This is a genomic window from Paraburkholderia caffeinilytica, from assembly GCF_051027425.1.
In the GTDB taxonomy this organism is placed as follows: Bacteria; Pseudomonadota; Gammaproteobacteria; order Burkholderiales; family Burkholderiaceae; genus Paraburkholderia; species Paraburkholderia caffeinilytica_A.
Genome location: NZ_CP186553.1, coordinates 579,287 through 604,432 on the forward strand (window position 1 = coordinate 579,287; position 25,146 = coordinate 604,432).

21 protein-coding genes and 1 pseudogene are annotated in these 25,146 nt (G+C 60.6%); 11 read left to right on the top strand and 11 right to left on the bottom strand.

What is annotated here, in order from left to right:
- Positions 1–100: 100 nt before the first annotated feature.
- From ACOSV0_RS23175 to ACOSV0_RS23205, 7 genes are all read left to right on the top strand, one after another.
- Positions 101–691 carry a methyl-accepting chemotaxis protein gene (locus ACOSV0_RS23175; protein ID WP_434113997.1) on the top strand — a complete coding sequence of 197 codons (591 nt, stop codon included), beginning with the start codon at positions 101–103 and terminating at the stop codon, positions 689–691.
- A gap of 34 nt (positions 692–725) precedes the next feature.
- Positions 726–1,091 (top strand): hypothetical protein, encoded by a 366-nt coding sequence (locus ACOSV0_RS23180; RefSeq protein ID WP_434113999.1) that lies wholly within the window; start codon positions 726–728, stop codon positions 1,089–1,091.
- A gap of 112 nt (positions 1,092–1,203) precedes the next feature.
- Positions 1,204–2,505 carry a TolC family protein gene (locus tag ACOSV0_RS23185; protein WP_434114002.1) on the top strand — a complete coding sequence of 434 codons (1,302 nt, stop codon included), beginning with the start codon at positions 1,204–1,206 and terminating at the stop codon, positions 2,503–2,505.
- Positions 2,506–2,514: 9 nt separating this feature from the next.
- Positions 2,515–4,080 carry an efflux RND transporter periplasmic adaptor subunit gene (locus ACOSV0_RS23190; protein ID WP_434114003.1) on the top strand — a complete coding sequence of 522 codons (1,566 nt, stop codon included), beginning with the start codon at positions 2,515–2,517 and terminating at the stop codon, positions 4,078–4,080.
- Positions 4,077–7,295 carry an efflux RND transporter permease subunit gene (locus tag ACOSV0_RS23195; RefSeq protein ID WP_434114005.1) on the top strand — a complete coding sequence of 1,073 codons (3,219 nt, stop codon included), beginning with the start codon at positions 4,077–4,079 and terminating at the stop codon, positions 7,293–7,295. Before ACOSV0_RS23190 ends, ACOSV0_RS23195 begins: the two co-directional genes overlap by 4 nt.
- Entirely contained in the window at positions 7,292–7,645 is a 354-nt protein-coding gene (locus ACOSV0_RS23200) for a copper-binding protein (RefSeq protein WP_434114007.1), read from the top strand. Before ACOSV0_RS23195 ends, ACOSV0_RS23200 begins: the two co-directional genes overlap by 4 nt.
- Positions 7,646–7,815: 170 nt before the next feature.
- The gene (locus ACOSV0_RS23205; protein WP_434114009.1) at positions 7,816–9,117 is read left to right on the top strand and encodes a UDP-N-acetylglucosamine 1-carboxyvinyltransferase; all 1,302 of its coding nucleotides are present in this window, start codon (positions 7,816–7,818) and stop codon (positions 9,115–9,117) included.
- Between the two features lie 316 nt (positions 9,118–9,433).
- On the opposite strand, the gene ACOSV0_RS23210 is transcribed toward ACOSV0_RS23205, so the two are convergent.
- Positions 9,434–11,473, bottom strand: a complete 2,040-nt coding sequence (locus ACOSV0_RS23210) for an arabinofuranosidase catalytic domain-containing protein (RefSeq protein WP_434114011.1) — start codon at positions 11,471–11,473, stop codon at positions 9,434–9,436.
- Between the two features lie 660 nt (positions 11,474–12,133).
- Positions 12,134–12,730, bottom strand: a complete 597-nt coding sequence (locus ACOSV0_RS23215; RefSeq protein ID WP_434114013.1) for a TetR/AcrR family transcriptional regulator — start codon at positions 12,728–12,730, stop codon at positions 12,134–12,136.
- Between the two features lie 470 nt (positions 12,731–13,200).
- Between ACOSV0_RS23215 and ACOSV0_RS23220 the strand changes: the two genes are divergently transcribed.
- The 3 genes and pseudogenes from ACOSV0_RS23220 to ACOSV0_RS23230 all read left to right on the top strand — a co-directional run.
- Positions 13,201–14,688 (top strand): hypothetical protein, encoded by a 1,488-nt coding sequence (locus ACOSV0_RS23220; RefSeq protein ID WP_434114015.1) that lies wholly within the window; start codon positions 13,201–13,203, stop codon positions 14,686–14,688.
- Between the two features lie 42 nt (positions 14,689–14,730).
- Positions 14,731–15,057: a hypothetical protein gene (locus tag ACOSV0_RS23225; protein ID WP_434114017.1), complete on the top strand. Its 327-nt coding sequence runs from the start codon at positions 14,731–14,733 to the stop codon at positions 15,055–15,057.
- An 82-nt stretch (positions 15,058–15,139) separates the two neighbouring features.
- Positions 15,140–15,265, top strand: a pseudogene (locus ACOSV0_RS23230) (AraC family transcriptional regulator); the annotation flags it as partial.
- A 15-nt stretch (positions 15,266–15,280) separates the two neighbouring features.
- Here the strand turns inward: ACOSV0_RS23230 and ACOSV0_RS23235 are convergent.
- The 3 genes from ACOSV0_RS23235 to ACOSV0_RS23245 all read right to left on the bottom strand — a co-directional run bounded on the left by ACOSV0_RS23235 (position 15,281) and on the right by ACOSV0_RS23245 (position 19,406).
- Positions 15,281–16,513 carry an NAD(P)/FAD-dependent oxidoreductase gene (locus ACOSV0_RS23235; protein WP_434116081.1) on the bottom strand — a complete coding sequence of 411 codons (1,233 nt, stop codon included), beginning with the start codon at positions 16,511–16,513 and terminating at the stop codon, positions 15,281–15,283.
- A 63-nt stretch (positions 16,514–16,576) separates the two neighbouring features.
- Positions 16,577–18,103, bottom strand: a complete 1,527-nt coding sequence (locus ACOSV0_RS23240) for an amidase (protein WP_434114018.1) — start codon at positions 18,101–18,103, stop codon at positions 16,577–16,579.
- A 16-nt stretch (positions 18,104–18,119) separates the two neighbouring features.
- A complete protein-coding gene (locus ACOSV0_RS23245; protein ID WP_434114019.1) occupies positions 18,120–19,406 on the bottom strand; it encodes an MFS transporter in 1,287 nt (428 codons plus the stop codon).
- 101 nt (positions 19,407–19,507) lie between these two features.
- Between ACOSV0_RS23245 and ACOSV0_RS23250 the strand changes: the two genes are divergently transcribed.
- Positions 19,508–20,155 (top strand): helix-turn-helix domain-containing protein, encoded by a 648-nt coding sequence (locus tag ACOSV0_RS23250; protein WP_434114020.1) that lies wholly within the window; start codon positions 19,508–19,510, stop codon positions 20,153–20,155.
- A 177-nt stretch (positions 20,156–20,332) separates the two neighbouring features.
- Here ACOSV0_RS23250 and ACOSV0_RS23255 read toward each other — a convergent pair whose 3' ends face one another.
- The 6 genes from ACOSV0_RS23255 to ACOSV0_RS23280 form a co-directional block, all read right to left on the bottom strand.
- A complete protein-coding gene (locus ACOSV0_RS23255; RefSeq protein ID WP_434114022.1) occupies positions 20,333–20,782 on the bottom strand; it encodes an ester cyclase in 450 nt (149 codons plus the stop codon).
- Positions 20,783–21,515: 733 nt separating this feature from the next.
- Positions 21,516–21,665: a hypothetical protein gene (locus ACOSV0_RS23260; RefSeq protein ID WP_434114023.1), complete on the bottom strand. Its 150-nt coding sequence runs from the start codon at positions 21,663–21,665 to the stop codon at positions 21,516–21,518.
- 71 nt (positions 21,666–21,736) lie between these two features.
- Positions 21,737–22,561, bottom strand: a complete 825-nt coding sequence (locus tag ACOSV0_RS23265; RefSeq protein ID WP_434114025.1) for an ABC transporter permease — start codon at positions 22,559–22,561, stop codon at positions 21,737–21,739.
- Complete coding sequence (locus ACOSV0_RS23270; protein ID WP_434114028.1) at positions 22,558–23,586, bottom strand: ATP-binding cassette domain-containing protein; 1,029 nt, start codon at positions 23,584–23,586, stop codon at positions 22,558–22,560. The genes ACOSV0_RS23265 and ACOSV0_RS23270 overlap by 4 nt, the downstream gene beginning before the upstream one ends.
- Positions 23,576–24,844: an MFS transporter gene (locus ACOSV0_RS23275; protein WP_434114029.1), complete on the bottom strand. Its 1,269-nt coding sequence runs from the start codon at positions 24,842–24,844 to the stop codon at positions 23,576–23,578. Before ACOSV0_RS23275 ends, ACOSV0_RS23270 begins: the two co-directional genes overlap by 11 nt.
- On the bottom strand, positions 24,816–25,145 hold the full coding sequence (locus ACOSV0_RS23280) for a hypothetical protein (RefSeq protein ID WP_434114032.1): 330 nt from the start codon (positions 25,143–25,145) through the stop codon (positions 24,816–24,818). Before ACOSV0_RS23280 ends, ACOSV0_RS23275 begins: the two co-directional genes overlap by 29 nt.
- Position 25,146 lies beyond the last annotated feature (1 nt).

Below are 25,146 nucleotides of genomic sequence, written 5' to 3' on the forward strand. Positions count from 1 at the left end.
CCAAAGAGCCAGGCTGGAAGTTAAGTCTCAGAAGATCCTCAATGTCCGATCTGGCGAACATCTGCTGACGGGCGGCAAATCGCCCATCGGCGAAGCGACGATGGGCAACAATTGCTTCACCGAGCCCGCGTGGCCGATCGTGCTGATACATGCGGCTTACGTGATTGTCCAGGCGGGGTTGCCGATCTTCATTGCGCTGCATATGAAAGCCGATGCGCAAACGGGCCGGGAACTCGCCGTGCCTGGCGAAAACCTTTCACGGCAAGCGGGCCAATTCGATCTGCGCCTTCCGCCCATGACGCTGAAGGGAAGCAGCAGCCGCACCTTCAAGAGCACGCTCGCGCATCGGAGCGCGAGCGCCGCGCGTGAAATCAAAGGCCTGATTGGCGATTCCTTGCAGCGCGTCGAGCACGGCTCGACGCTCGCGACCCGCGCCGGTACGGCCATGCGGCATGTGGTGGGCAATGTGGGCGACGTCGCCAGGCTGATCGAGAATATCAGCGCGTCAAGCGATGCTCAGAGCCACGATGTCGACCGGTTCAGTCAGGGTATGGGCAAGATGGATGCGATGCTGGAGCGCGATGTCCAGCACGTGAAGGGTGTCGCTTCGGCGTCGGCAAGCTTGCGGGAGAAAGCGCGGACTTTGCGTGAGGCGATGTCGATTTTTCTCGTGGAACCCGCTGCGAAGTAAACCTGGCTGAAATGGCTGCGCTATACTTGCTGCGATGAAAATTCTGCGGACACTTCTCGTCTTGCTGCTGTGTGCGATGCTGCCTCTGAGTGGGCTGGCAGCGAGCGGCACGGCTGGAGCGTGTCCAATGGAATCCGCCATGGCCGGCGACAGCGCCGCCATGCCGGCCGATATGCCCGGCTGCGATTCGATGAGCTCCACGTCCAGCGAACCCAGCAAGTCGAAGGTATCGCTGTGTAAGGTGAGTGCCCAGTGTCAAATGGGCAGCCTCTATCACCCCGTTTCTTCTCCCACCGTGACTCGACCCGCCGGGCCGTTTGTCCCCGTCAGCTTCCACTACGCACAATCGCTCTCCATCCGCGCGCCGGATGGCCTCTGGCGTCCCCCGCAGTCCCTCTAACTCCATCGTTCTGGTTCACCGCTTTTGCGCGGTGATGTCGTCCCGTTTCGGGGCGTGAGTTCGTGTGTCCGTTTGCTCGGCCACACGCGGCTCGACCATTCGAGGTTAGATCATGTTTTACATCATCGGCACGCCAGCCTCCTGGCGCGCCTGGCTTCGTTCATGTGCCGTTTTTTTCGCGTTCGCCCTGTTGGCTGGCCGCATAGCGCACGCTCAGGACGCGGGCTTGACGCTCGACGAGGCGTTGCAAATTGCCACCAGCCGTTCGTCCTCGATCCAGGCTGCGCAAGCCTCGGTTCGAGGAAGTTCGGACGTGGTTGTCAAAGCCGGGCAACTGCCCAATCCGACGCTGAATCTGAGTGTCCAGAACTTGCCCATCAATGGGCCCAATGCGTTCACCATCGGGCAGGACAATTTCACGATGCGCGGCGTCGGCATCCAGCAGGAATGGGTGTCTCGGGAAAAACGCCGGCTGCAGACAACGCTCGCCAATCGTACTGTCGAGCGCGATAAATCGACGTACCTCGAGAAGGTGGCCGAGGTTCGTCAGCAAGCGGCCATGGCCTGGCTGAACGCCCTCTATGCAAAGAAAGCCGTCGCCCTGAATCAGGCTCTGGTGGACCATCTCGGCGAGGAACTGACGGCAAGGCAGGCGTCCTATCGTGGCGCAAAAGGGACGGCCGTCGATATCGCGCAAGCCAACCTGACGCTCGGGAATGCGCGCGACGAACTGATCAATGCGCAGCAAGACGAGAAGACCGCGTTGATTACGCTGTCGCGCTGGACAGCAGCAGGCAACGTGCTGAGCGTTGCGGGTACCCCGCCGGAACTTAAGTCTGACGTGTCCAGTTTGAGCGCCGAGCAACTCGCTCAGGTTCAGCCTTCGTTGATCGCGGCGCGCGCAGCCATCTCGCTGGCCGATGCCGACACGGACGTTAGCCGAAGCAACCGGAACCCGAACTGGACCTGGGGGCTGACCTACTTCAAGAGCGGCGGGAAATTCCCGGACTACGTGACCGTAGGCGTCTCCATTCCTTTGCCGATCCACCGCAAGAATGTCGAAGACCGCGACGTCGAGCAAAAGTCCGAGATGGGCACGCAGGCGCGGCTCACTTATGAAGACACCGAGCGGCAGGTCATGGCCGATATCCAGAGTCTGACGGCAAAGCTCGCCAGTGGCCGGGACCGTCTAGCCAATGCGAAACAAACCGTTCTTCCCGCGGCGGAACAAAAGGTGCAACTGGCCAATGCTGCTTACCGATCGGGAGCCGGCACGCTTGCTGACGCGTTGGACGCGAGACACACACAGCTCGAAGCGGACCTTCAGGTGTTGAACCTTGAACGCGACGTTTCCCTCGTCTGGGCGCAGCTGGAATACCAGGTGTTGCCGCCCGATCTGACCTCCGGACAGTAAGAGAACGACATGAACCAGAAACTGATCGTACGCGCGGTGGCAGCGGTGTTCGCTGCGGCCGTGCTGTTAGGCGCCGGCTATGTGATCGGCACTCATCGCGCGGCAACGGATGCACCGATGGCGTCAGCCGCGGCTGCAACCCCAACCACCACAACCCCAACGCCAACCGGCGATAACGTCGATCCAAAGACCGGCCGCAAAGTGCTCTATTGGCACGACCCGATGGTGCCCAACCAGCACTTCGACAAGCCCGGCAAATCCCCCTTCATGAACATGGAGCTTCAGCCAGTCTTTGCGGACGAAGGCGGTTCAAGCGGGATCAAGGTCGACTCCACGCTTCAACAGAATCTCGGTATCCGATACGCGACGGTGGTCCGGCAGAACTCCGCCGCAGGGTTCGACGCGATCGGAACCACGCAGTTCGATGAGTCGATGGCAGATGTCGTCCAGTCACGGGTGACGGGCTATATCGACCGCCTGTACGCCAGCGCGCCGATGCAACGTGTCGCGAAGGGGGCGCCGATTGCGTCGTTGTTCGTTCCCGACTGGCTGGCGCCACAGGAAGAGTATCTCGCGCTCAAACGTGGCGGTATGGATACCGCGCTGCTTGCCGCAGCGCGTGCGCGCATGCAGGCGCTGTCGATACCGGACGGCCTCATCGCGAGCCTTGAGCGAACCGGAAAGGCGCAGACCCACGTCACGTTATTCGCGCAGGATGCCGGCGTGCTGACGGAACTCAATGTTCGCGATGGCGCGATGGTGTCGCCGGGACAAACGCTCGCCAAGATCGCGGGTCTTTCGAAGCTATGGCTGATCGTTGAGATACCTGAGTCGCTCGCGTTGCAGGTGCGGCCCGGCATGGTGGTTGACGCGACGTTCGCCGGCGACGCTTCACAACACTTTAGCGGCCGCATCCGTGAAATTCTGCCGGGCATCAGTGCGGACAGCCGGACGCTGCAAGCACGCCTCGAAATCGATAACGCCGGGCTGAAGCTGACACCGGGGATGCTGATGCGCGCACGGGTCAGCGGAGCGAAGCCGGTCTCGCGGCTGCTTGTGCCGTCCGAAGCGGTGATTACCACCGGCAAGCGCTCGATCGTTATCGTCAGGAACGGCGATGGCCGCTTGCAGCCTGTTCAGGTCACCGTCGGTAACGATAGCGGCGACAACACCGAAGTGACGAGCGGGCTGACCGAGGGCCAGCAGGTTGTCGCATCGGGCCAGTTCCTGATCGACTCGGAAGCGAGCCTGACCTCAGTGCTGCCGAAACTCGAAGGAAGCGCGGCGTCTGGTGTGTCGGCATCGGCACCTGCTTCTGCTCCCGCTTCCGCCCCCGCTGCTGCGCAAACCTACGAAACGACCGGCAAGGTCGAAAAAGTCACGGCCAGCGACATCACATTCTCACACCAGCCCGTGCCGGCGCTGGGCTGGGGCGCCATGACCATGAGCTTCGGCAAACCGTCTCCGACGGCCTTTCCGAACGTCAAGGCGGGCGAGTCCGTGCATTTCGTTTTCAAGCCCACCGATGACGGCTACGAGTTGACGCAGGTCGAACCGATTGGAGGCGCGAAATGATTGCACGCATCATTCGCTGGTCGATTTACAACCGCTTCCTGGTGTTGCTCGCGACCGTGCTCGTCACGGCGTGGGGCGTGTTTTCGCTGACCCGGACGCCGCTCGATGCACTGCCGGATCTGTCCGACACACAGGTGATCATCAAGGCATCGTATCCGGGCAAGGCACCGCAAGTCGTCGAAGACCAGGTGACGTATCCGCTTACGACGACACTGCTCGGCGTACCCGGCGCGACCACGATTCGCGCTTATTCGTCGTTCGGGGATGCGTTCGTCTACGTGCTGTTCGACGACAAGACGGACCAGTACTGGGCCCGCTCGCGCGTGCTCGAATATCTGAACCAGGTGCAGAGCCGCTTGCCCCCGGGCGCAACCGTTTCGCTAGGACCCGACGCGACGGGTGTTGGCTGGGTCTACGAATACGCACTGGTCGATCGCACCGGCAAGCATGACCTTGGGCAACTCCGCGCCTTGAACGACTGGTTTCTGAAGTTCGAGCTGAAGTCGGTACCGGACGTGTCGGAAGTGGCCAGCATCGGCGGCATGGTGCGGCAATACCAGGTCGTTCTGGATCCGGACAAGCTGCGCGCCTACGGCATCACACAGGCTGCCGTCGCGGATGCGCTTGGCAAGGCGAATCAGGAATCGGGCGGTTCGGTGGTCGAGCTGGCCGAGTCCGAGTACATGGTCCGCTCATCGGGCTATCTGCACTCGCTCGACGATTTCCGCAACATCGTGCTGCGCACCAACAACACGGGAACGCCTGTGTTGCTCGGCGACGTCGCGCGCATCCAGATCGGCCCGGAAATGCGCCGCGGTATTGCCGAACTGAATGGCGAAGGCGAGGTGGCCGGCGGGGTGATCGTGATGCGCTCGGGAAAAAACGCGCTGACGACCATCGAAGCGGTCAAGGCGAAACTCTCCGACCTGAAGAAGTCTTTGCCACCGGGCGTCGAGATCGTGACGACCTATGACCGCTCGCAACTCATCGAACGCGCGGTCGACAATCTCAAGGACAAGCTCATCGAGGAGTTCATCATCGTCGGCCTGGTCTGCGCGGTGTTCCTGTTTCACCTGCGCAGTGCGTTTGTCGCGATCCTGTCCTTGCCGCTCGGCGTACTGGCCGCATTCATCGTGATGCGTTACCAGGGCGTCAATGCAAACCTGATGTCGTTAGGCGGTATTGCGATCGCGATAGGCGCGATGATCGATGCGGCCATTGTGATGATCGAGAACGCTCACAAGCATCTGGAAGCGTACGACCACCAGCATCCCGATACGCCGATCACGACCGCCCAGCGATGGGAACTGATCGCGCAGTCTGCCGCCGAGGTCGGTCCGGCGCTGTTCTTTTCGCTGCTGATCATCACGCTGTCGTTCATTCCGGTGTTCTCGCTCGAAGGCCAGGAAGGGAAGCTGTTTGCGCCGCTCGCGTTCACCAAGACCTACACGATCGCTGCGGCCGCAGGGTTGTCCGTCACGCTCGTGCCTGTTCTGATGGGCTATCTGATCCGCGGCCGGATTCCGCATGAGAACGCCAATCCGATCAACCGGGTGCTGATCCGGCTGTACCGCCCCTTGCTCGAAGCGACGCTGCGCCGGCCGTGGGCGGCAATCGGGCTGGCCGTGGTGGCGCTCGCCATCACGGTGATTCCCGTGTCGCGGCTCGGGGGCGAATTCATGCCGCCGCTCGACGAAGGCGATCTGCTTTACATGCCGACGGCCTTACCCGGCATCTCCGCAGATAAAGCCGCCGAACTGCTGCAGCAGACAGATCGCCTCATCAAGACGGTTCCTGAAGTGAAGACGGTGTTCGGCAAGTCAGGGCGTGCGGACACCGCGACCGATCCCGCGCCGTTCGAGATGTTCGAAACCACCATCCAGTTCAAGCCGCGCAGCGAATGGCGGCCGGGCATGACGCCGGAGAAGCTGGTGGATGAACTCGACGCGCGAGTGAAGATTCCGGGTCTCTCGAACGTCTGGGTGCCGCCGATTCGCAATCGTCTCGACATGCTGTCGACCGGCATCAAGACGCCCGTCGGGGTGAAAATCTCCGGCGCGGACCTCGGACAGATCGACCGGATCGCCACCCAGGTCGAGTCCGTCCTGAAGAACGTTCCGGGCGTGACGTCGGCATTGGCGGAACGCCTGAACGGCGGTCACTACATCGACGTCGACATCGATCGCCTCGCGGCCGCCCGTTATGGTCTGTCGGTGACCGATATTCAGTCCGTCGTGTCGACTGCCGTGGGCGGCGATAACGTCGGCGAAGTTATCGCGGGCCGCGAGCGCTTTCCGATCAACATCCGCTATCCACGCGAGATCCGCGACTCGGTCGACAACCTGCGTCAGTTGCCGGTCGTAACGGACCGCGGCGCGCAGATCACGCTGGGCGATGTGGCCACGATCAGGATCTCCGATGGCCCGCCGATGATCCGTAGCGAGAACGCCCGGCTATCGGGCTACGTCTACGTCGACATTCGCGATACCGACTTGCAATCGGCGGTGAAAGCAATGCAGGTCGCGGTTGCGCAGCACGTTGTCTTGCCGCCGGGCTATTCCATCGCGTGGTCGGGGCAGTTCGAGTATCTGGAGCGGGCGGCTGCGAAGCTGCGAACCGTGATTCCCGTGACGCTCGTCGTCATTTTCGTATTGCTTTTCCTGACCTTCAACTCGGCGGCCGATGCGCTCTTGCTGATGTCGACGGTGCCATTCGCGCTCGTGGGCGGGTTCTGGTTGATCTGGGTTCTCGGGCACGCGGTGTCCGTTGCCACGGCGGTGGGATTCATCGCGTTGTCGGGCGTGGCGGCCGAATTCGGCGTCGTGATGCTGCTGTATCTGAAGGGCGCACTTAACCGTCGGCTCGAGGAAGGGGCGCCCTTTACCGAAGAGACGCTTGTCGACGCCATCCGCGAAGGCGCGGTTCTGCGGGTGAGACCCAAGGCGATGACGGTCGCGGTTGTCCTGGCCGGCCTCATCCCGATCATGCTGGGCCACGGTTCCGGCTCCGAAGTCATGCAGCGCATCGCCGCGCCGATGGTTGGCGGCATGGTGACCGCGCCGCTCCTGTCCATGCTCATCATTCCGGCTGCCTGGCTGTTGCTGCAGCGCCGCCGCGTTGCGCGGATGAAAGCAACCACGCAAGAAACGCTTCAACCTCATGTAGTACCCACTGGCACGCTTGTGCCGCACACTCACTCTGGAGAAAACCCATGAAGAAGTTGATCACACTGACGGCTGCGCTCTGTACCGGTCTTACGTTCGCCGGCGCGGCACTGGCGGCGGACGATATGGCCGGCATGAAGATGAATGGCAGCGCAACGGATACCGGGGCGCAGAGCAATGCCGCGCTTACCGATGCGGTCGTCAAGAAGGTGAACCCGTCGACCGGCATGGTGACGCTTCAGCACGGCGAGCTGAAGAACATCGGGATGTCGGCGATGACGATGGCCTATAAGGCCAAAGATGCGTCGATGGTCAAAGAGGCGAAGGAGGGCGAAAAGGTCAAGGTTCGAGTCGAAAATGTGGACGGAACGCTGACCATTGTGAAGCTTCTGAAACAGTAACGGTCCCCGCTGCACAGCGATGCGCCGGTGGCGTGTTTTGCCGCTAACGCATTGCTGTGTCAGCGCCGTCATGGACCCGGGAAAAGAGACATAATCTCGAACTATCTTCCGCACGCCGTCCAGTGGCATGATGTTAGCCTCGCTCCCTAATCCACCCGCCTTCCCCCAACATGTCCAACCTGATCGTACATGGCGGCCTGCCGTTAAGCGGCCAGATCGTGCCATCCGCCAACAAGAATGCTGTTCTGCCTGTTCTTTGCGCCACGCTGCTTACCGACCAGCCGCTACGTCTGATCGGCGTACCTGAAATCACCGACGTCAAGAAGATCCTCGAGATTTTTCGCATGCTCGGCAGCTCCGTGTCGATGGATTTCACCACCGGCATCCTCGATCTGCATCACCACGCGACGGCATTCGATCCGGTCGCGCACAGGCTGCCCGAGGAGATGCGCTCTTCGATCATGCTGGTTCCGCCGTTGCTGGCGCGTTTCGGCGTTGCGCGTCTGGAGAACGATGTAAAAGGCTGTACGCTCGGCGTCCGCGAGATAGATCCGCACGTTGAGGTATTCGAGCGCTTCGGCGCGGGCATCGAGCGCACCGCCGACTCGCTTATCGTGCGCGCAGCGACTCAATTGACGGCCAATCAGCATTGGCTGGACTATGCATCGGTCACTACCACCGAGAACTTCGTGCTGTGTGCGGCGTCGGCCCATGGCACGTCGACCTTGGTCAATGCGGCATCGGAGCCTCACGTGCAGGAGTTTTGCCGCTTTCTGGCAAAACTGGGCGTTCCGATCGACGGCATTGGCACCTCGCGTCTGAGCGTGGAAGGCGGCCACAAACTCAGTGGCGGCGAATTCCGTTTCAGCGAGGATTTCCACGAGATCGCAACGTTTCTCGCGCTTGGCGCCATCACCGGAGGCGACATCGCGGTCAAGAACACCGCGCCCGAGCAGTTCCCGCTTATCGACCGAACCTTCGCGAAGTTCGGCGTGGAAGTGGTGCACCGGGACGGCTGGTCGCACGCCGTTCGGGAAGGCCCGTTGCGCGTGCGCCGGCCTTTTACCCAGAATATTCTCACCAAGGTGGAAGCGGCGCCGTGGCCTTATCTGCCCGTCGACCTGCTGCCCATTTTCATTGCGCTTGGCGTTAAGGCCGAAGGCAGCGCGATGTTCTGGAACAAGGTATATGACGGGGCAATGGGCTGGTCCGTCGAACTATCCAAGTTCGGCGCGCATGTGTTTCTGTCGGACCCGCATCGTCTGATCACTTTCGGCGGGCTTCCGTTGAGCGCCGCGAAAGTCGAGAGCCCGTACATCATTCGCGTGGCAATCGCGCTGCTCATGGTTGCCGCGAGTATCGAGGGACGTTCGGAAATCATGAATGCGCTGCCGATCCGCCGTGCACACCCGAATTTCGTGGAAAATTTGCGCTCCGTCGGCGCAAACGTGGAGTGGACCAGCAGCGAATGATTGTTTAAGGCGGTTAATGCGGGCTTGGCGCAATGAGTTGTGGCGTACCGCATGCTGCTGATCGTCGCCAGGCCGTGAGTGGCGCCCGTTCGTCCGGGCGCACCCAGTGATTCAAGATCTTTCCGCGCAAGCTAGGTTGGCCGCTATCGGGCCGGACCTCTTTCATTACGATTCCGGTTCGGATGGTGCCGGAGCACCATCCGAACCGATAGCCCACAATCTTCTGGCGAGCACCTTGCCGATTTCTTCTTTGTGTTTTCCGTGACTTCATTCCCACGAGAGCGGATGTCTCAGGAAACCACTCCCCGGTTCATCGCTACGTTCCCGAGTTAGTCAGGATTGCAAGGCTTGGGCAATAGTGCGTTGCGCTCAAATAAGGTGCTTGCTGTGAGCGAACGCCAGCAGCACTAGACGTGGGCGGATCGATAAAGACCGACGCATTGTTCGACCCCGCAGGAGCGGTGAGGGTCATCGTCACTTTCCACCACATGCCCGATTTCACCGCGCTCAGCGCGGTTGCCTGTCCGGCGCCCCATGTCCCTCGCACTATAGCGCCCGTATTCGTATTGAGGACCCACCCAAATTCGGTGCCGCCCGGGTCATCGGTCTGGATTGATCCGCCAGGAAAGACCGTCGCGTTGGTGGTGGCGAGGACGTAGTCAGTGAAACTATACGATTGCCCGCCCTGAACCCTGATGACTTCGTGGACATTTGAGACTGATGAGCCGTTCGTGCTGGTAACCGCTGCGGCACCCTTGTTCACTCCCGAGATATCGGTCGCGGGCACGGCAGTGCCGCCATTTTGTTGGGACCATGCATCCGGTGTGGCGAGACTCAGCGGTGAGTTGATCAGATTGTTTGCATAGCAGGCGGCCATGGCCTTATTCGCCGGTGGCCCATAAAAACTTGCAATGCTCGCCTGGATTGCGTTGTCGGTCGTGTCGGATGTCGCCTTGGTGATTACCGCGCCTTCGAAGAACTGGATGGGCGCCGCGCTGCCGTCACCGCCTTCGCCAAGCGACAGACCGCCTTGCCATTGCCCGTTAAATGCATGACCCGCGTCGTTGCCAAAGTTCAGGGCTTCTGGGGGCGCCTGGTCATAGAGTGCAGTGAGTACGCTCTGCGAGGCTGAGCCGCCTTTGACAGCGAAAAGATTTGATGCGGTCACCGGTGAATATTTGGACAGTACGGTGACGAACTTTTCTTTTGGAGGCTGCTGCGGGCCGTAGAGATAAACGCCCGCCTCTGCGTCGACACCCGGCCAGTTGATATCGAGTGCGTTGCATACGGGGTCCTTGACGTTTGGTGCCTGGTTCGAATCGCCATCACAGTAGCCAAAAACAGCTGCGTTGCCGTTTGAGAACGCCAGCGCGAACATTTCGCCTTCGACTTCTCCGTGTGCATACGTGCTGGGGTTGGCGCTGCTTTCCATATTTCCATAAGTCCCGCAGCAAGTGGAGGACTGGCTATAGTGGGCTCCCGCCACCATATATTCGGCGATATCGCTATCGCCGATTGACTGGTTCACTGTGCCGAACCTGCTGCGGTACGCTTGCCCCGCCAAAGTACCCAAGGCCGGAATCTGGTCGCCTTGTCGCGACACGAAGCCCAGCTTTGCCGGTGTGCCGGAGAGCGCCGGCAGATCGTTGCCGATCGATATCTGGAGGGTCGGTGCTTGGGTGGTCAGCGCGGTGGGGGGCTGGAGCAGTTGAACGGTCAGTGCTCCCGCGGTTCCTGGAAGCGTGATCGTCGCAAAGCCGTTGAGGACGGGAACAGTCGTCGTTTTTTGCGACCCCGATCCGCTATTCGGAACGATGAGTGACTCTGTTCCGTCCGGGTTGAGTGTGAGCGTGGCCGGCACATTGCCAAACGCTCCGCCCTTGAGGGGCGCAACCAGATCGATCTGATCGTAAATGTACGTGACCGAACAGGTTGTATTGTTGCAGAACGCGTTTGCGCTTTTGACATTGGCTGAGCCAATCAGTGTATGGTCAGCGCCGCTCGGCAAGTTACCCGACGTATAGGGATAGATGTCCTGTGTTGCATTATCGGACGTCCGTTGAACCCGGAATAATGGCCCCTTGTATTTGCTTGTGAGCAAACGTGCCACGCTGTGAGCTGCGGAGCATGGCGTGCTGGCAGTTGCGGCGGCGTCGCAGGGTAGCGGAATCGCCGTCGCTTCTTCCGTTGATGCATTGTCATTTGACTGGGCTGCCGCATTCGTCGGGGACGAACTTGCGTTCGACACGCCTGCCGCTTGAGATGCGGACGTGCCGCTACTATCTCCATTGCATGCGGCAAGCCCGACGGCCGCCGCCAACAAAACAGCAATTAATCCAATTCCTCTGGACATCATGACCTTCTCCTATGAAACCATGTTTCTGATTGGATTCGTACAACTTAGCTATGCAAACTGATTTGCCAGGAATCGTCACTTGTCACACAGGTGTTCATTGGAACTGCCATTCATTCCCAGCGGGTTAGAAGATGCCCTACGGAGTGACGCAACGCGCCGTCAATGGCCTGCCTGGCACGACAGCTTTCGATCGTGTGCGGCGGTGTGGCGGCTTCGTCAGGTAATAATATTAGTCAATAATATCAATTAGTCGCCTCGGTATAATCCCTTATGCCAGCGCGAAGCGGTCTGGCGGTTGCGCTTGGATGCTGGGGTGAGGTGTGCGTAGTTCAGCGTCTTGATAATATTATTTTTAATATTTTGTTCATAAATGAGCTGATCGCACGTCGGGCGTTTGTCTGTCGAGGCGATGGAGCAAGCGTGGAAGCTGAAGCATTCCTAACTAATATGTGGAGCCGCCTAGTTGTGCGGCTCACCGAAAGCATTCGTTTTTGCGGTCAGATCCGTTATGCGGCCACCTCCCGGCGGAGCGCTACACAGCAAAGAATGACCTGTGACGCATCGACGCTGGCCGGCGGCCGCATCGTCGAAGCAGACATGGATTGCACCGATGGCTGTTACTGCTATGACAGGTACAGTCGGCCGTAGAAAAGGGCCGCACTAAGCCGTGGTGGCGCGGCGGTTGACATGCTGTTCGACGTTGAAATCCCGCAACATCACTTCAACGGCCCCCCATGCGCGCATTGCCGAGGATGGATCGTTGAACGCCCGTGCCTCTACCGTTGCGCCGTCGAGCAACATCATGCAGACGCTGGCGAGTTGTTGGGCGGCGGCAGATGGCATGGACTCGCTGAGTATCTTGCCGATCCAGCTCACCATTTTTTCACGATACCGGATCGCCACTTCGGAAACTTTCGGATAGGCGGTACCAAATTCGGCAAGGGCGCGTTCGAACAGGCAACCGGCAAACTCAGGCGTCTGGAACCACGCTTCGTACCAGTCGAACATCGCCTTGACCTGCTGGACTGGATTTCCCGTTGCCTGGACGCGCTTCTCAAGACTATCGATGATGAAGTGATACCGCTGCTCGAGCACCTCGCGTACGAGGTCGTCCTTGCCGGCGAAATGACGGTACAGGGTCATTCTTGCGACGCCCGAGTCGTCGATGATCCAGTCGACGCCGACCGGATGAAAGCCGTGCTTCGAAAACAGTTCGGTGGCCTTGTCGACCACCTGTTGGCGCTTGCTTTCGCGCATTTCGGATACTCCCGCGATATTGGGCGACAGTTTAACACTGATGCCTGGTTCATACGAGATGCACCTGAAACGTTAAGTTTCTCAACTGACGATTGACAGCAAAGTAGAACGATCTATATCATTTCCAGAAATTTCAGATTGAAAACTCAACCATTCGGAAATCGAAGCACAATCGGATATGTAATAAATACAAAACCTGTTTGACTTGATACCCGTGGAATTCAACACCGCTGGCGACCTCGATGGCCCGCTGCGGCGGCAGGTATTACGCTCCGTGAGCCGGATTACTTATAAAGAAATATATGGCGTCCATGAAAAGTGACGCGCCGCGCAGGTGTTGTTTGCATTTTGGTTGAAGTGGCAGGCGAGAAGTCGGGGAGCAGGTATTCCGATTATCGATGGATGGTGTGATTTGCGTGGATTAATGGCGGAGAAGATCCGGTTTGTGATTGAATAAAAAAAGGACTTTTATGAAACCCATCGCATTGATCGTCATGGCTGTCTGTCTCACGCTGACTGCGTGTGGCGGTGACGATGATTCAACGAACGGCAGTGCCTCGTCTTCGGCAACCAACACGGGGTCCCCTTCCAATTCCTCGTCGCCCGGGAGCGGCGGTACCTCTCAAGCGCAGGCCGGCTGGTCGAAAGTGGCCGCGATGGACGGGAAAGCCCCGGAAGCCGAGCCCAGTACGACCATCGACGCGAACGGCAACGCGCTTGTCACGTGGATGACGAACGGTCCCGCCGGTGCGACCGGTAACGAGATGTGGGGCGCTCGCTATGTGTCCGGGTCGGGCTGGGGAACGCCGACGCGCCTGGATACGGGCGACGGTAGCCAATCGATGACGGGACCGGGCACGATTCAGCCGCAACTGGTCGGCAATGCCAGTGGCCAGGCGGTTGCGTTCTGGACGGAGTGGATGCCGGGGCCCAACCACTATGCGCTGTGGGCACGTCCATTCAGCCCGAGCGCCGGATGGGGAACGGCGTTCGAAGTAGCGCCGAACGTCACGAGTTCGACGTATACGGCTGGGATCGACGATCAGGGCAACGCCATCGTCGCGTGGCCGCAGGCAACTGACCTGCTCAATTCCCGAATCGCATGGACGCGTTATACCCCGAACGGAACGTGGTCGACGACGGCGCAGATCCAGATGCCGGCGCAGACCGGGCCGGGTGCCGTCACCGGAGATACCACCAACGTAAGGCCGATGATTTCGGTCCTGCCGTCCGGAAGCGCGGTGCTCGCGTGGGGGCAAACCAACACGACGCAGTCGGCGATCTGGACCGCCACGTTCGATACGACCAACGGCTGGATCGACGTCAATCAGGCTGTGTCGAACACCAGTCTGTTCACGACGATCGACACACCGACGGCCGGCATGGACGCGAAGGGCAACATCACGCTGGTGTGGGGGCAGCTCGATGTGACGGGCGGCAAACTCTTTACCACCACCATGTCGCAACGCTACGTAGCGGGAACCGGCTGGCAGGCAGCGCAGGCCGTGGCCCCGGCGATCACGGAGCCGAGCGGCTTCATTGCCACGCCGATACTGACCGTCAATCCAAACGGTGTGGCGGCCGTGATGTGGGCAGAGGGCGGCGTCGTTCTGCAAGCCAGCGTGACCGATGCCGGCGGGAACTGGGGGCCGTTGCATCAATTGACAGCGAACCTGAGTACGACGGCCGCGCAGTATCCGCCCCTGGTGATCGATGCGGCAGGCAACGTGACGGCGGCATGGCAGGACGCCAGTACGCCGGGCTCCTCGGATGTTGTTGCTGCCAGCTATCGGAACGGCGCGTGGAGTACGTCGACATTGTTCGGCCAGGACCCGCAGGACGCTTCCTGGCCCGCGTTGGCCGTCAATGCATCCGGGGCGATGGCGCTCGTCTGGCAGTCGTACATCCTGAACGTCGGCGCCGAATTGCAGGCCAGCTTCTATACCCCGGGCACGTAAGCGCAGCAGCGTGAAGATTCAACCAATCCATAAGGAATGACCATGCAAAAAGAAAACCGCTCCACGATGCGGACTGTCATCGGAATGTCGTTCGTCAGCTTCGTCTTGTCGGCGTGCGGAACGACGCAGATGAACATGATCGATGTTCAGACGTCGACCGCGAAGACAATCGGGTTAGCCTCCTCGGACGAGATTGTCATTGCCAACGTCCAGTATGGGCAGAAGAACGCGCTGAACGGCCAGCAAGTGAGTTACGACGCGACCACCGGCAAGGGGCGGCGTTTTACGTGCACCGTGTTCATGATTCCCGGACTGACGCCTATCGACAAACCAACCTATAACGATTGGGAATGCCATCCGCATCGTTGAATTCCTCAATGAGGATACGGGATACGCGCGTCAGCACGACCGCTGACGCAGCGACGGCCTCCTAAAGCTGTCCGTTAGCGCCTCGATTGGTTACGACCTCAAGAGAATCGCAAGCGAGGTTGGCTACGCCGACACGGCGGCATTGTGGACTTTACTGCGCCGGAGGCTCGGCCGCGGGGTGCGGGAACTTCGTGCCGAAATGCGGTAGCGTTCTCGACCAGTGCTAAAACCGGTCCACCCTGAACGGCCGGGGATCCACAAGTGTCTCCTCGCCGGTCATCATCTCGGCGATCAACCGGCCCGTCACGGGACCTAGCGTCAGACCGTGGTGCGCGTGACCGAACGCGAACCACAAATCCTTATGGTTTGCTGCCGGTCCGATGATCGGCATCATGTCGGGCGTGCAGGGGCGCCGGCCCATCCACGGTTCGGCATCCAGACGTTCGGCTAACGGGAACAGTTTGCGTGCCACCGGTTCGACGGCGGCGAGCTGGTTGGGCGTCTTCGGCGCGTCGTGCCGCGCGATTTCGGCGCCGGTTGTCAGCCGGATGCCTTTTGCCATCGGCGCCAGCAAGAAACCGCTTTCGACGTCGAGAACCGGATGATTCAGACGCGCGCCCGGCTGCGAGCCATAGTGCATGTGATATCCGCGCTTGACAGCCAGCGGCAGGCGATAGCCCAGCCGCGAACTCACCTGACCCGACCACGGACCCAGCGCGACCACTACCGACTCCGCCGCGATCGTGCCCACGTTCGTATCGACCTGCCAATGATCGCGCAACGTGGTCGCGTCGCCGATGAAAAAACGTCCGCCGAGCTGTTCGAAGTATTTTGCGTAAGCCGTCACCAGCGCATTTGGATCACTCACGGAATCGGATGCCGTGTAGCGCAGGCCACCGATCAGGCTGCGTTCGAGATCGGGCTCCATCTGCTGCAGGCCCGCTGTGTCGAGCGATTCGAACTCGACACCGTACTCCTGATGCCACTGCCCGGCGAGCCGCGTTTCCTTGTCGCGGACCGCTTCGGTGCGGAACACCTTCATCCAGCCGATCGGGCGCAATAACGCGCTCGCGCCGGCATCGGCGGCCAGCGCGCGATGCTCGCTCACGCAATGTTCGATCAGCGTCGAATAGGACCTCGCGATCGCCGCGTGCTTCGCCGGATGAGAATTGCGCCAGTACTGCCACAGAAACGGCAGGGTCTCCAGCATCGCGTTGGCGTGGTATCGAACGTCGGGCGACTGGTTGCGTGCGTATCGAAGCAAGGTGGCGAGGTCGCGCGGAAACGCGTACGGGTACACGCCTTCACGCTGGATTAGTCCCGCGTTGCCAAACGACGTCTCGTTGCCGGGCAGCTTGCGATCGACCAACGCAACCTGGCGGCCGCGTTTCTGAAGATGGACAGCAACGCTGACCCCGACGATGCCCGCGCCGAGTACGACGGTATCGAATTTCATAGTGCTCATGCGTTCACCGGCGGAGGCATGACAATCATGCCGACAGTTTCGTTCGACATGGATTCAGACCGCGGAGATGCTCGCACCGTTCGCGCCGGATTCGTTGAAAAGAGGCGGTGCAGTCACGATGGACTTCAGCGCCGGATTGGGCTGCATGAGCGTCGACAGATCGGGCCGCGGACGGCGCAACACCGGCGACTGATCGAACACCTGTTCCAGCGCATGCGCGACGGCGAGTGTCTTACGGTCGCCATGAAACGGCCCGACGATCTGCAGGCCGAACGGCATGCCCGCACGATCGACGCCGCAGGGCAGCGATACCGCGGGATGCGTCGTCAGTGTGACGACGTAGGTGAGCGCGAGCCAGCGATAGTAGTTGTCCTGTTCGCGTCCGCCGACCTGCGCCGCGTACAACTGCTGCCACGGAAACGGTGAAACCGGCGTGGTCGGCGAGAGGATGACATCGTACTGTTCGAAGGCGCGCTGGAAGCGTTTGAAAATGCGGGTCTGCTCGGCCTGAGCCCACGCGCTGTCGGCGAGGCTCATGGCCGCGCCCAGTTCATAGTTCGAGCGCGTGTTCGGGCCGAGCTGGCTCGGGTCGCGCGTATAGGCATCGTGCAGACCGGCGACGAAGCTCTCGGCGCGAATGACGTCGAAGCAGCGATGCACGTCGCCCAGATCGAAGCTCACCTGCTCGCACGAGCGAAACGACGGCGCGATCAGTGCGATGCGTTCGCGGAACAGCTGGCGAATCTCGTCGTCGACGTCGCAACTATCGAAGTCTTCGGTCCAGCCGACCCGCAGCGTGCTCAGATCGATCTCCGCGGGCAACGCGAAGCCGAGGGGATCGACGGGGAAACTCAGCGGATCGCCGGCGGACGCCCCAGCGGTGGCCGCGAGTTGCAGACACGCTTCAGCGACGGTGCGGCCCATTGGCCCGACCACCGAAATCGGCGTCCAGCCCACCACCTTGCGCGAGTTCGGCACGAGGCCGGGCGTCGGACGGAAGCCCACCACGCCGCATTTGGAGGCGGGAATGCGCAGCGATCCGCCGGTATCGGACCCGGTGCAGACGGGCAGCATGTCGCACGCGAGCGCAGCCGCAGAGCCGCCGGACGAACCGCCGGCATTCAACGCGGTATTGAACGGATTGCCGGTCGCGCCCCACACCGGATTGCGTGTGTTCGCGCCCGCGCCGAGCTCGGGCACATTGGTCTTCGCCGTGACGATTCCACCGGCGGCGCGCAGGCGTTCGACCAGCACCACGTCGTGCGCGGGGATGTTGCCGCGCGACATCGGCGAACCAAACGTCGTCAGCAGGCCGGCCGTGTTCTCGAGATCCTTGATGCCGAGCGGCAAGCCGTGCAGCAGACCCAGCGGTGCGCCGTCGAGAACCTGTTTTTCCGCGCGTTTGGCGGCTTCTCTTGCGGCCGGGAAATCCGTCGCCGTGATCGCATTCACGGCGGGATTGATCGCTTCGATTCGCGCAACGCAGGCGTCGAGCAATTCCACGGGCGAAATCTCTTTGGCGCCGATCATCCGGCGCAATTCGACCGCGTTGCGGCCAACCAGCTCGTTATCGTGACTCATTGCATCCTCAATGGGTTCAGGTAAGCGCTTCGCCGGTTCGGTCGCGCAGCCAGATTACCGGTACCAGCGAAATGGCGCACGCGGCGGCGACATACCAGGCGGGCGCGAGCGGATTACCGGTTTGCTCGGCCAGCCAGGTCGCGATAAACGGCGAGAACCCGCCGAAGAACGAAGCGCTGACCACGTACGTTAGCGCAATTCCGGTTGCACGGACATCGGCCGGAAACAACTCGGGGATCATTACGAGCACCGGAACAATCTGCCCCGCGACGAACACGGCCAGCAACGCGGAGATCAGGCAGAGCGCCGTCATCGACGGATAGGCGCCGAGAAATGCGAACGCGGGATACACGAGCAGCAGCATCACGACCCGCGAGATGACCAGCACGCGCTTGCGGCTGAAGCGGTCGGCGAGGATGCCGGCAAACGGCGCGGCGGCGAATAGCACGAGCGAGCTGACGATGCCCGAGGTCACCGCCGCAGTCGACGACAGATGCAGCACGCGCACCGCATGGCTCGGAAGAAAAAACGCCGTGATGTAGACAGAGACCGAACCGCCCAGTTCGGCAAAGGTGCCGAGGATCGTGAGCTTCAGATGCGTGGTCAACGCCTGCTTGAGCGCGCCGCGCGGCCTGGCTTCACCGGGCTCGCGGGCGGTCAGCGTTTCTTCGAGCCGCCTGCGGATCAGCATGCCCGCCGGTGCGGCGACGATCCCGATCACGAACGGAATGCGCCAGCCCCATTCGAGTACGGCCTGCTTCGGCAGCAAGACGTTGACCAGTGTCGCGACGAGCGCGCCGAGCACGAGGCCTGCCGCCTGAGCGGCGAAGTTCCAACTGGCGAAGAACGCGCGGGTTTTGTCCGTGGCGTATTCGACCAGCAACGTGGTGCCGGGGCCGAACTCGCCGCCTGCCGCGAAACCCTGGATCAGCCGCGCGGCCAGCACGATCAAGGGCGCAGCGATGCCCGCGACAGCGTAAGGCGGCGCGCAGGCGATCATCGCGCAACTCAGCGCCATCAGCATGATGGTCAGCACCATCGCACTCTTGCGGCCCACGCGGTCGGCATAGGCGCCGATCACGATACCGCCGAGCGGCCTTACCACGAAGCCCACGCCGAACACGCCGATCGACAGCAGGAACTGGTTGACAGGCGCCGCGCCCGGAAAGAACAACTTCCCGATCTGGATCGCGAAGAAGCTGTAGATCGTGAAGTCGTAGAACTCGAGCGCCGTGCCGATCGTCGTCGCGGTGATGACGTGGGCTTTCGTCAGATCCGACTTACGGTAAGCAAGTGTAGACACGGTACAGTTCCCACAAAGATGATGGAATCGACGTGAGTTATCATATACGAGAAATAAATAAATTCTCGTATTCGAGAAAATTACGTGTAGGTGCGAACGAGATGGTCAAGGCAGTGAGGGAAGAACAGGTCTCGGACACGCACGTTGCGCCGCCCGCGCTCGATCACAAGCTGGTCGGCAGCCACGTGAGGCAGGCGCGCAAGGCGCGTGGACTGACGCTCGCGGAGTTGTCCGAGCGCTCGGGCATTGCCGTATCGACGATCTCGAAGGCCGAGCGCGGCGATATCGCGCTGACCTACGACAAGTTTGCGGCACTGGCGCACGCGCTCGAACTGGAGTTCGATGCGATTTTCGGGCGACGCCGCAAGCCGGCCGCGGGTGCGATGAAGCCGTCCTTTACGGCCAACGGAAAGCAGCACATTTACGACACGCCGAACTATGAGTACGGCATGCTCGCCAACAACCTGACCGGCAAACGCATGGTGCCGATGCGCGCGCACATTCGCGCCCGCGCCGTGTCGGATTTCCCGGAGTACATCCGGCACTCAGGCGAAGAATTCGTTTTCGTGCTGGGCGGCAAGCTGGAATTGCGCTTCGAAAACGGTAAGTCGTTCAGGCTGATGCCTGGCGATAGTCTGTATTTCGACAGTTCGGTGGGGCATGTTTATTTGAGCCTCAGCAAGGAGGAGGCGGAGGTGCTGGTGTGCTGCGTGGATACCGATGGTTATCGGCCGAATGGGGCGATTTGATTGGTGGCTTTTGAGTAACTGCTGCACGGATGTCGGTTGATCCGGGAGCTCGACATGGTGGTTTGAGCCGGTGCTCAATGGGCGGATAACGCCACAACGGGCCGGTGGCGCTCGGCCCGTTGTGGCGTTAGATGCGCACAGTATTGCTGGCAAACCGCGGAAGCGCTGTGCCTTCGATCACGCTGCCTTGAGAAGTCCAAGTTGTTGCAGAGCGGTCACGCCGTCGTCCAGCCCGATTTCTTCGACGATCTTGCCGCCATTGAGCCGTAGCACGGTCGTGCCAGTGAAGCGCATTTTCCGTCCGGTCGAAGCCGGCAACGACCCAACGAGGAAATCACTGAATGCCGGGCCGGTATGTGTGCCTCCACCCTCCCAACGGCCGACTACATAGTCTCCCTCGGCGATGAGATCAGCGGTGCCCCAGAAGTTGAGATCCGGAAACGCTCGCCGGAAATCGGTCATGAATGCCTTGATGTCCTCGCGGCCACGGCGCGCCTCGTGCAGAGAATATTGAAGAAGCATGTCGGGCGCAGCCAGTTCGTCGACGATGTCGAGGTTGCATGTCTTGCCCCAGAAATCGGTGAACCAGCGGCCCACGATGGCCTTGTTGTCATCTTCCTTAGACATGGTGAATTCCTCATTGACTATGGTTGAAAGAGGGAAACGCAATCGTCTCCCGCTGTCTGAACAATATGGATCCCAGCAGTCAGCCGCCCCTCGTTTCTTGCTGCAATACTCGATAAATCGACACGCGGGTTGGTCACTACGCGATGAAGGAAGGGCGTAGGCCCTTCCTCGGAGAATCCCGTGAAAAAAATCTTCTGTCTTCTGATGGCAGGTGCCACCACTGTTGAGTGGCTGCGCGCTGTATGTGCCTGATTCGCCGGGCGTGGTTGTCGCGCCGCAAGGCGGGTCACAAGGTGGTCCGGGCAACGGCTTCTGTCCGCCGGGACAGGCGAAAAAAGGGAACTGCTGACGACGGGAAGGAAGATGGACCAACGAGGGCGCCTGCAGGCGCCCTCTGTGTTTCATCAGGTCGAGTGACTGATGGCAATGTGCTGGCTGTGGTGAGGCTTCGCGTTCACCAGCGCCTGCGGGTGTGAATGCGCGTGATTTGCGTGAGACGCGTGAAGACTGTGATGGCTCGTTTGCGAGTCGGCACGGTCCGCCTGCGTGTCCGATCGATCCGCCGCGCGGGCAAGGCCGACGTCACGGTCGCCTGAAATCAGACCTCGATTCCTGGGCCGATTGCGACAAGCGAGGCAGATTGCCTCCAAACCATATGTGGCGGGTAACCGTTCGCATAGCGCTGCATCGAACGGCAGAACCGGATCCACTTTGTGTGAAAACATTCGTTGATCTACGGACGCAGGCCGATGCTGTCGCGCGGGCGTTCGAACGGCGGTTCCGCCCAGACAACGGACCGTTGCGCGCGAATGATGTCGATCGGGTCGTCAGCCAAAGCGGGCAGAGAAGGTATTCTCGCGAACAGCGCGTATTCGACCGGCACTCTCGCTTCTCCTGCTGCGGTCAGTAACCCCGTCATCCTCGTGAAAATTAGAGTCTGGAGGCAACGACCCCTCAGGAGTGGCGCATATATGCACGCACAGTAAGAGGCGCGAAGATCGCCACAATGATAAAAGAACCGAGTAGGGTCAGCCAGAAGTCCTGCCCAATCGCGCCGTTGCTCGCCAGGTCTCGCACTGCCGAGACAAGGTGCGAGACGGGATTGTAATGCGCGAACATCTGCAACCAACCAGGTAAAGTCCTGGCTGGAACGAAGGCGTTGGACAGAAAAGTTAGCGGGAACAGCACGAGCGTCGCCATGCCATTCACGTTGGAAGCGCTGCGAGCCATCACTCCGAGAAGCGCAAAGATCCAACTGATACACCAGGCGGAAAACATCACCAGCAAACCACCGACAACGATGCCGCCCAGATTGGGCCGATAGCCCATGATGTAACCCATGATCAAAGTGAGCACGGCGGCAATGGCAAAGCGAACGGTGTCTGCGAGCAAGGCTCCGGCCAGCGGCGCGATTCGAGCGATGGGCAGTGTGCGAAAGCGGTTAAACACGCCTTTATCCATGTCTTCGCGCAACTGCACGCCCGTGCTCGCGGAGGTGGTGAGAACCGTCTGAACGAGGATGCCGGGAATGATAATAGGCAGATAGCTCAGAACATCGCCGGAGATCGCGCCACCGAAGAGGTAGGTGAACATCAGCGTGAAGACGATGGGCTGAAGTGTTACGTCAAAAAACTGTTCAGGCGTGCGGCGCATCTTGAGCAGGCCCCGATAAGCCATGACTAGCGAATCGCGGATCGACTGACGCAGGCTGCGGCGGTTTCCTGGCGTGCGTCGAGCAGCACGAGGCGTCGCAGGTTTGAAGGTCTCTGTACCAATCATAACGGGTCTCCTTTTATCTCCACGTCTTGACCCGTCAGGGTCAGAAACACTTCGTCGAGCGTCGGCTTCTGAACGCTCATTTCACTCACATGGACGCCCGCTCCGCGCAGACTTATCAACACGTCGGTGACTTTATCGGCATCGTTCATAGGCGCGCTTAATGTGCCGGTGTCCGGCGAACGGCTAATCTTGAGGCCCAGATGCTGTTCAACGATCTGCTGAGCCGCGGGCAGTTGCACGGTGTCGCTCAAACGTAAGTGCAATGTGGCCGTGCCGACACGCTTCTTCAATTCGTCCGGCGTGCCTTCGGCGACGACTTTGCCATGATCAACAACGACGATCCGGCTCGCCAACTGATCGGCTTCGTCCAGGTATTGAGTGGTCAACAGCACAGTCGAGCCAGTGCGCACCAGACGGCGGATCGTGTCCCACATTTGAGAGCGCGTGCGAGGGTCCAGGCCTGTGGTCGGCTCGTCCAGAAAGATAAGCGGCGGCTGTGCAATCAGGCTGGCAGCGAGATCCAGCCGGCGCCGCATGCCGCCTGAAAACTGGCTCAGGGGACGCATGGCCGCCTCGGTCAGGCCGAACTCTTCCAGCAAGGAACTGGTTTTCTGCCTGGCCTGCTGCGCGCTCATGCCAAGCAGTCGCGAGAAGATCACCAGGTTTTCCGTAGCGGACAGGGTCTCATCCACCGAGGCGTACTGGCCTGTGACGCCGATCAACTGGCGGACAATCTGCGGGTATTGGGTAACGTCGTATCCGAATACTTTAGCAATACCTGCATCAGCTCTGAGCAAGGTTGCCAGTATATTGATGGTCGTTGTTTTGCCCGCGCCATTAGGGCCGAGGACCCCGTAGATGCATCCACTCGGCACGCAGAAGCTTAGGTCGTCAACGGCCCGGTGTTTACCGAAAGCTTTGACCAGACCATGCACTTCGATGGCGAGCTCTTGTGTTTTATCCGGAGCATTTATCAAGGATTTATCTCGGCTATAACTTGTTGAGAAGGTGAGATCAACGATCACCCTTGTTCAATTGAGGCTGGTTCTGTCGTCGGCCAATCAGGTAGACGAACGCGACGAGCGCCGCCATGAATCCGGAAGCCGCGCCGACGCCCAGCGCCCATCGCGGACCGAAAGTGTCGGCGATCCAGCCGACAATGGGCGCCCCGATCGGCGTGGCGCCCACGCCGATCGCGAGACGCAGCGCCATGACGCGCCCGCGCATCACAGGCTCGGTAGATAGCTGCATCAGGCTGCTCGTGGAATTGACGAAGGTCAGACCCGACACGCCGATGACGACAAGCGCAGCGCCGAAGAGCCAGACATTGGGCGTGATCGCGGCGAATGCAAAGCCGAGCCCGAAAATCGCGGCGCCGACCAGCAGAAATCCGAACCGGGGTTTCTCGCGTCCGGCGGCGAGCAGCGCACCGGCAAGCGTTCCGACCGCCATGACCGAGGTCAGGAATCCGTACTGATTCGCTCCGCCATGGAAGATCTTGACGGACATGGTGGAGATGAAGATCGGAAAATTCAGTCCGAAAGTGCCGATCAGGAATACCATCGACAAGATAGCCTTCAGATCCCGGCGGGACCGGACATAGCGGAAACCTTCCACAAGGTTGCCCCGGGACCGGCCAGCGCGGGCATTGGCATGAAGCTCCTTCACGCGCAAAAGTCCAAGCGAACCCAGTACGGCACCGAAGGAGGCTGCGTTGATCAAAAACGCCCATCCGGAGCCGACGGCCGCGATCAGGATGCCGGCCACTGCAGGACCGACCATCTGGGCGGCGTTTATGGATGTGGAATTCAGCGCCACCGCGTTTGAAAGGTCATCGTCTCTGACCAGATCGGATACGAAGGTCTGGCGTGCCGGTGAATCGACGGCGTTGACACAGCCGGACAGGAACGCGAGCACATACACATGCCATAGCTGGACAAGCTCCGTGATGCAGAGAAGGCCAAGGATGAGCGCCAGGAAACCTGAAGCCGCCTGCGTGACGCTCAGGAGCTTGCGCCGCTCGAAGCGATCGGCCGCATAGCCGGTCCACGGCAACAGGAGAAGCTGCGGTCCGAACTGCAGGCCCATGACAATGCCGACGGCGGTTGCGCTGTGCTGGGTGAGTTGCGTCAGCACCAGCCAGTCCTGGGCGGTGCGCTGCATCCATGTTCCGACATTGGAGACAAGCGAGCCGATGGCCCATACGCGATAGTTGAAGACCTTCAGCGAACGGAACGTACCCTTGGCCATGCCCTCACAAGCCCGTGGGCGAATTGCCGCCATGAAACTGTCCGAACAGACGCGCGGAGATCACACCCATAAGCAGAACACCCGCACCCACGGCGATGGCGTTATCCGCCGCGCGCAAATCAAAAGTTCCCACACAAGCGATGAGCAGATAGGCGAGGACGAAGTTCGCAAACCCCCAGAGTACGTTCACGGTCGAGGATGAAAGACCTACGCCAGACGGTGTGGCGAACGGGCTCTGAAAGGCCCGCCCCATCATGCCGCTGACGAAATGCGGAATGGCGTTCGCGAGAAAAGCCCCGCCGAAAAAGTAGGACACGTTGTGTAACCAATTCATA

Excerpts from the sequence above, each read along its gene's own strand:
- ACOSV0_RS23175 (WP_434113997.1), top strand. The coding sequence starts at position 101 with ATGGGCAACAATTGCTTCACCGAGCCCGCGTGGCCGATCGTGCTGATA.
- ACOSV0_RS23180 (WP_434113999.1), top strand. The coding sequence starts at position 726 with ATGAAAATTCTGCGGACACTTCTCGTCTTGCTGCTGTGTGCGATGCTG.
- ACOSV0_RS23185 (WP_434114002.1), top strand. The coding sequence starts at position 1,204 with ATGTTTTACATCATCGGCACGCCAGCCTCCTGGCGCGCCTGGCTTCGT.
- ACOSV0_RS23190 (WP_434114003.1), top strand. The coding sequence starts at position 2,515 with ATGAACCAGAAACTGATCGTACGCGCGGTGGCAGCGGTGTTCGCTGCG.
- ACOSV0_RS23195 (WP_434114005.1), top strand. The coding sequence starts at position 4,077 with ATGATTGCACGCATCATTCGCTGGTCGATTTACAACCGCTTCCTGGTG.
- ACOSV0_RS23200 (WP_434114007.1), top strand. The coding sequence starts at position 7,292 with ATGAAGAAGTTGATCACACTGACGGCTGCGCTCTGTACCGGTCTTACG.
- ACOSV0_RS23205 (WP_434114009.1), top strand. The coding sequence starts at position 7,816 with ATGTCCAACCTGATCGTACATGGCGGCCTGCCGTTAAGCGGCCAGATC.
- ACOSV0_RS23210 (WP_434114011.1), bottom strand. The coding sequence starts at position 11,473 with ATGATGTCCAGAGGAATTGGATTAATTGCTGTTTTGTTGGCGGCGGCC.
- ACOSV0_RS23215 (WP_434114013.1), bottom strand. The coding sequence starts at position 12,730 with ATGCGCGAAAGCAAGCGCCAACAGGTGGTCGACAAGGCCACCGAACTG.
- ACOSV0_RS23220 (WP_434114015.1), top strand. The coding sequence starts at position 13,201 with ATGAAACCCATCGCATTGATCGTCATGGCTGTCTGTCTCACGCTGACT.
- ACOSV0_RS23225 (WP_434114017.1), top strand. The coding sequence starts at position 14,731 with ATGCAAAAAGAAAACCGCTCCACGATGCGGACTGTCATCGGAATGTCG.
- ACOSV0_RS23235 (WP_434116081.1), bottom strand. The coding sequence starts at position 16,513 with ATGAAATTCGATACCGTCGTACTCGGCGCGGGCATCGTCGGGGTCAGC.
- ACOSV0_RS23240 (WP_434114018.1), bottom strand. The coding sequence starts at position 18,103 with ATGAGTCACGATAACGAGCTGGTTGGCCGCAACGCGGTCGAATTGCGC.
- ACOSV0_RS23250 (WP_434114020.1), top strand. The coding sequence starts at position 19,508 with ATGGTCAAGGCAGTGAGGGAAGAACAGGTCTCGGACACGCACGTTGCG.
- ACOSV0_RS23255 (WP_434114022.1), bottom strand. The coding sequence starts at position 20,782 with ATGTCTAAGGAAGATGACAACAAGGCCATCGTGGGCCGCTGGTTCACC.
- ACOSV0_RS23265 (WP_434114025.1), bottom strand. The coding sequence starts at position 22,561 with ATGATTGGTACAGAGACCTTCAAACCTGCGACGCCTCGTGCTGCTCGA.
- ACOSV0_RS23275 (WP_434114029.1), bottom strand. The coding sequence starts at position 24,844 with ATGGCGGCAATTCGCCCACGGGCTTGTGAGGGCATGGCCAAGGGTACG.
- ACOSV0_RS23280 (WP_434114032.1), bottom strand. The coding sequence starts at position 25,145 with ATGAATTGGTTACACAACGTGTCCTACTTTTTCGGCGGGGCTTTTCTC.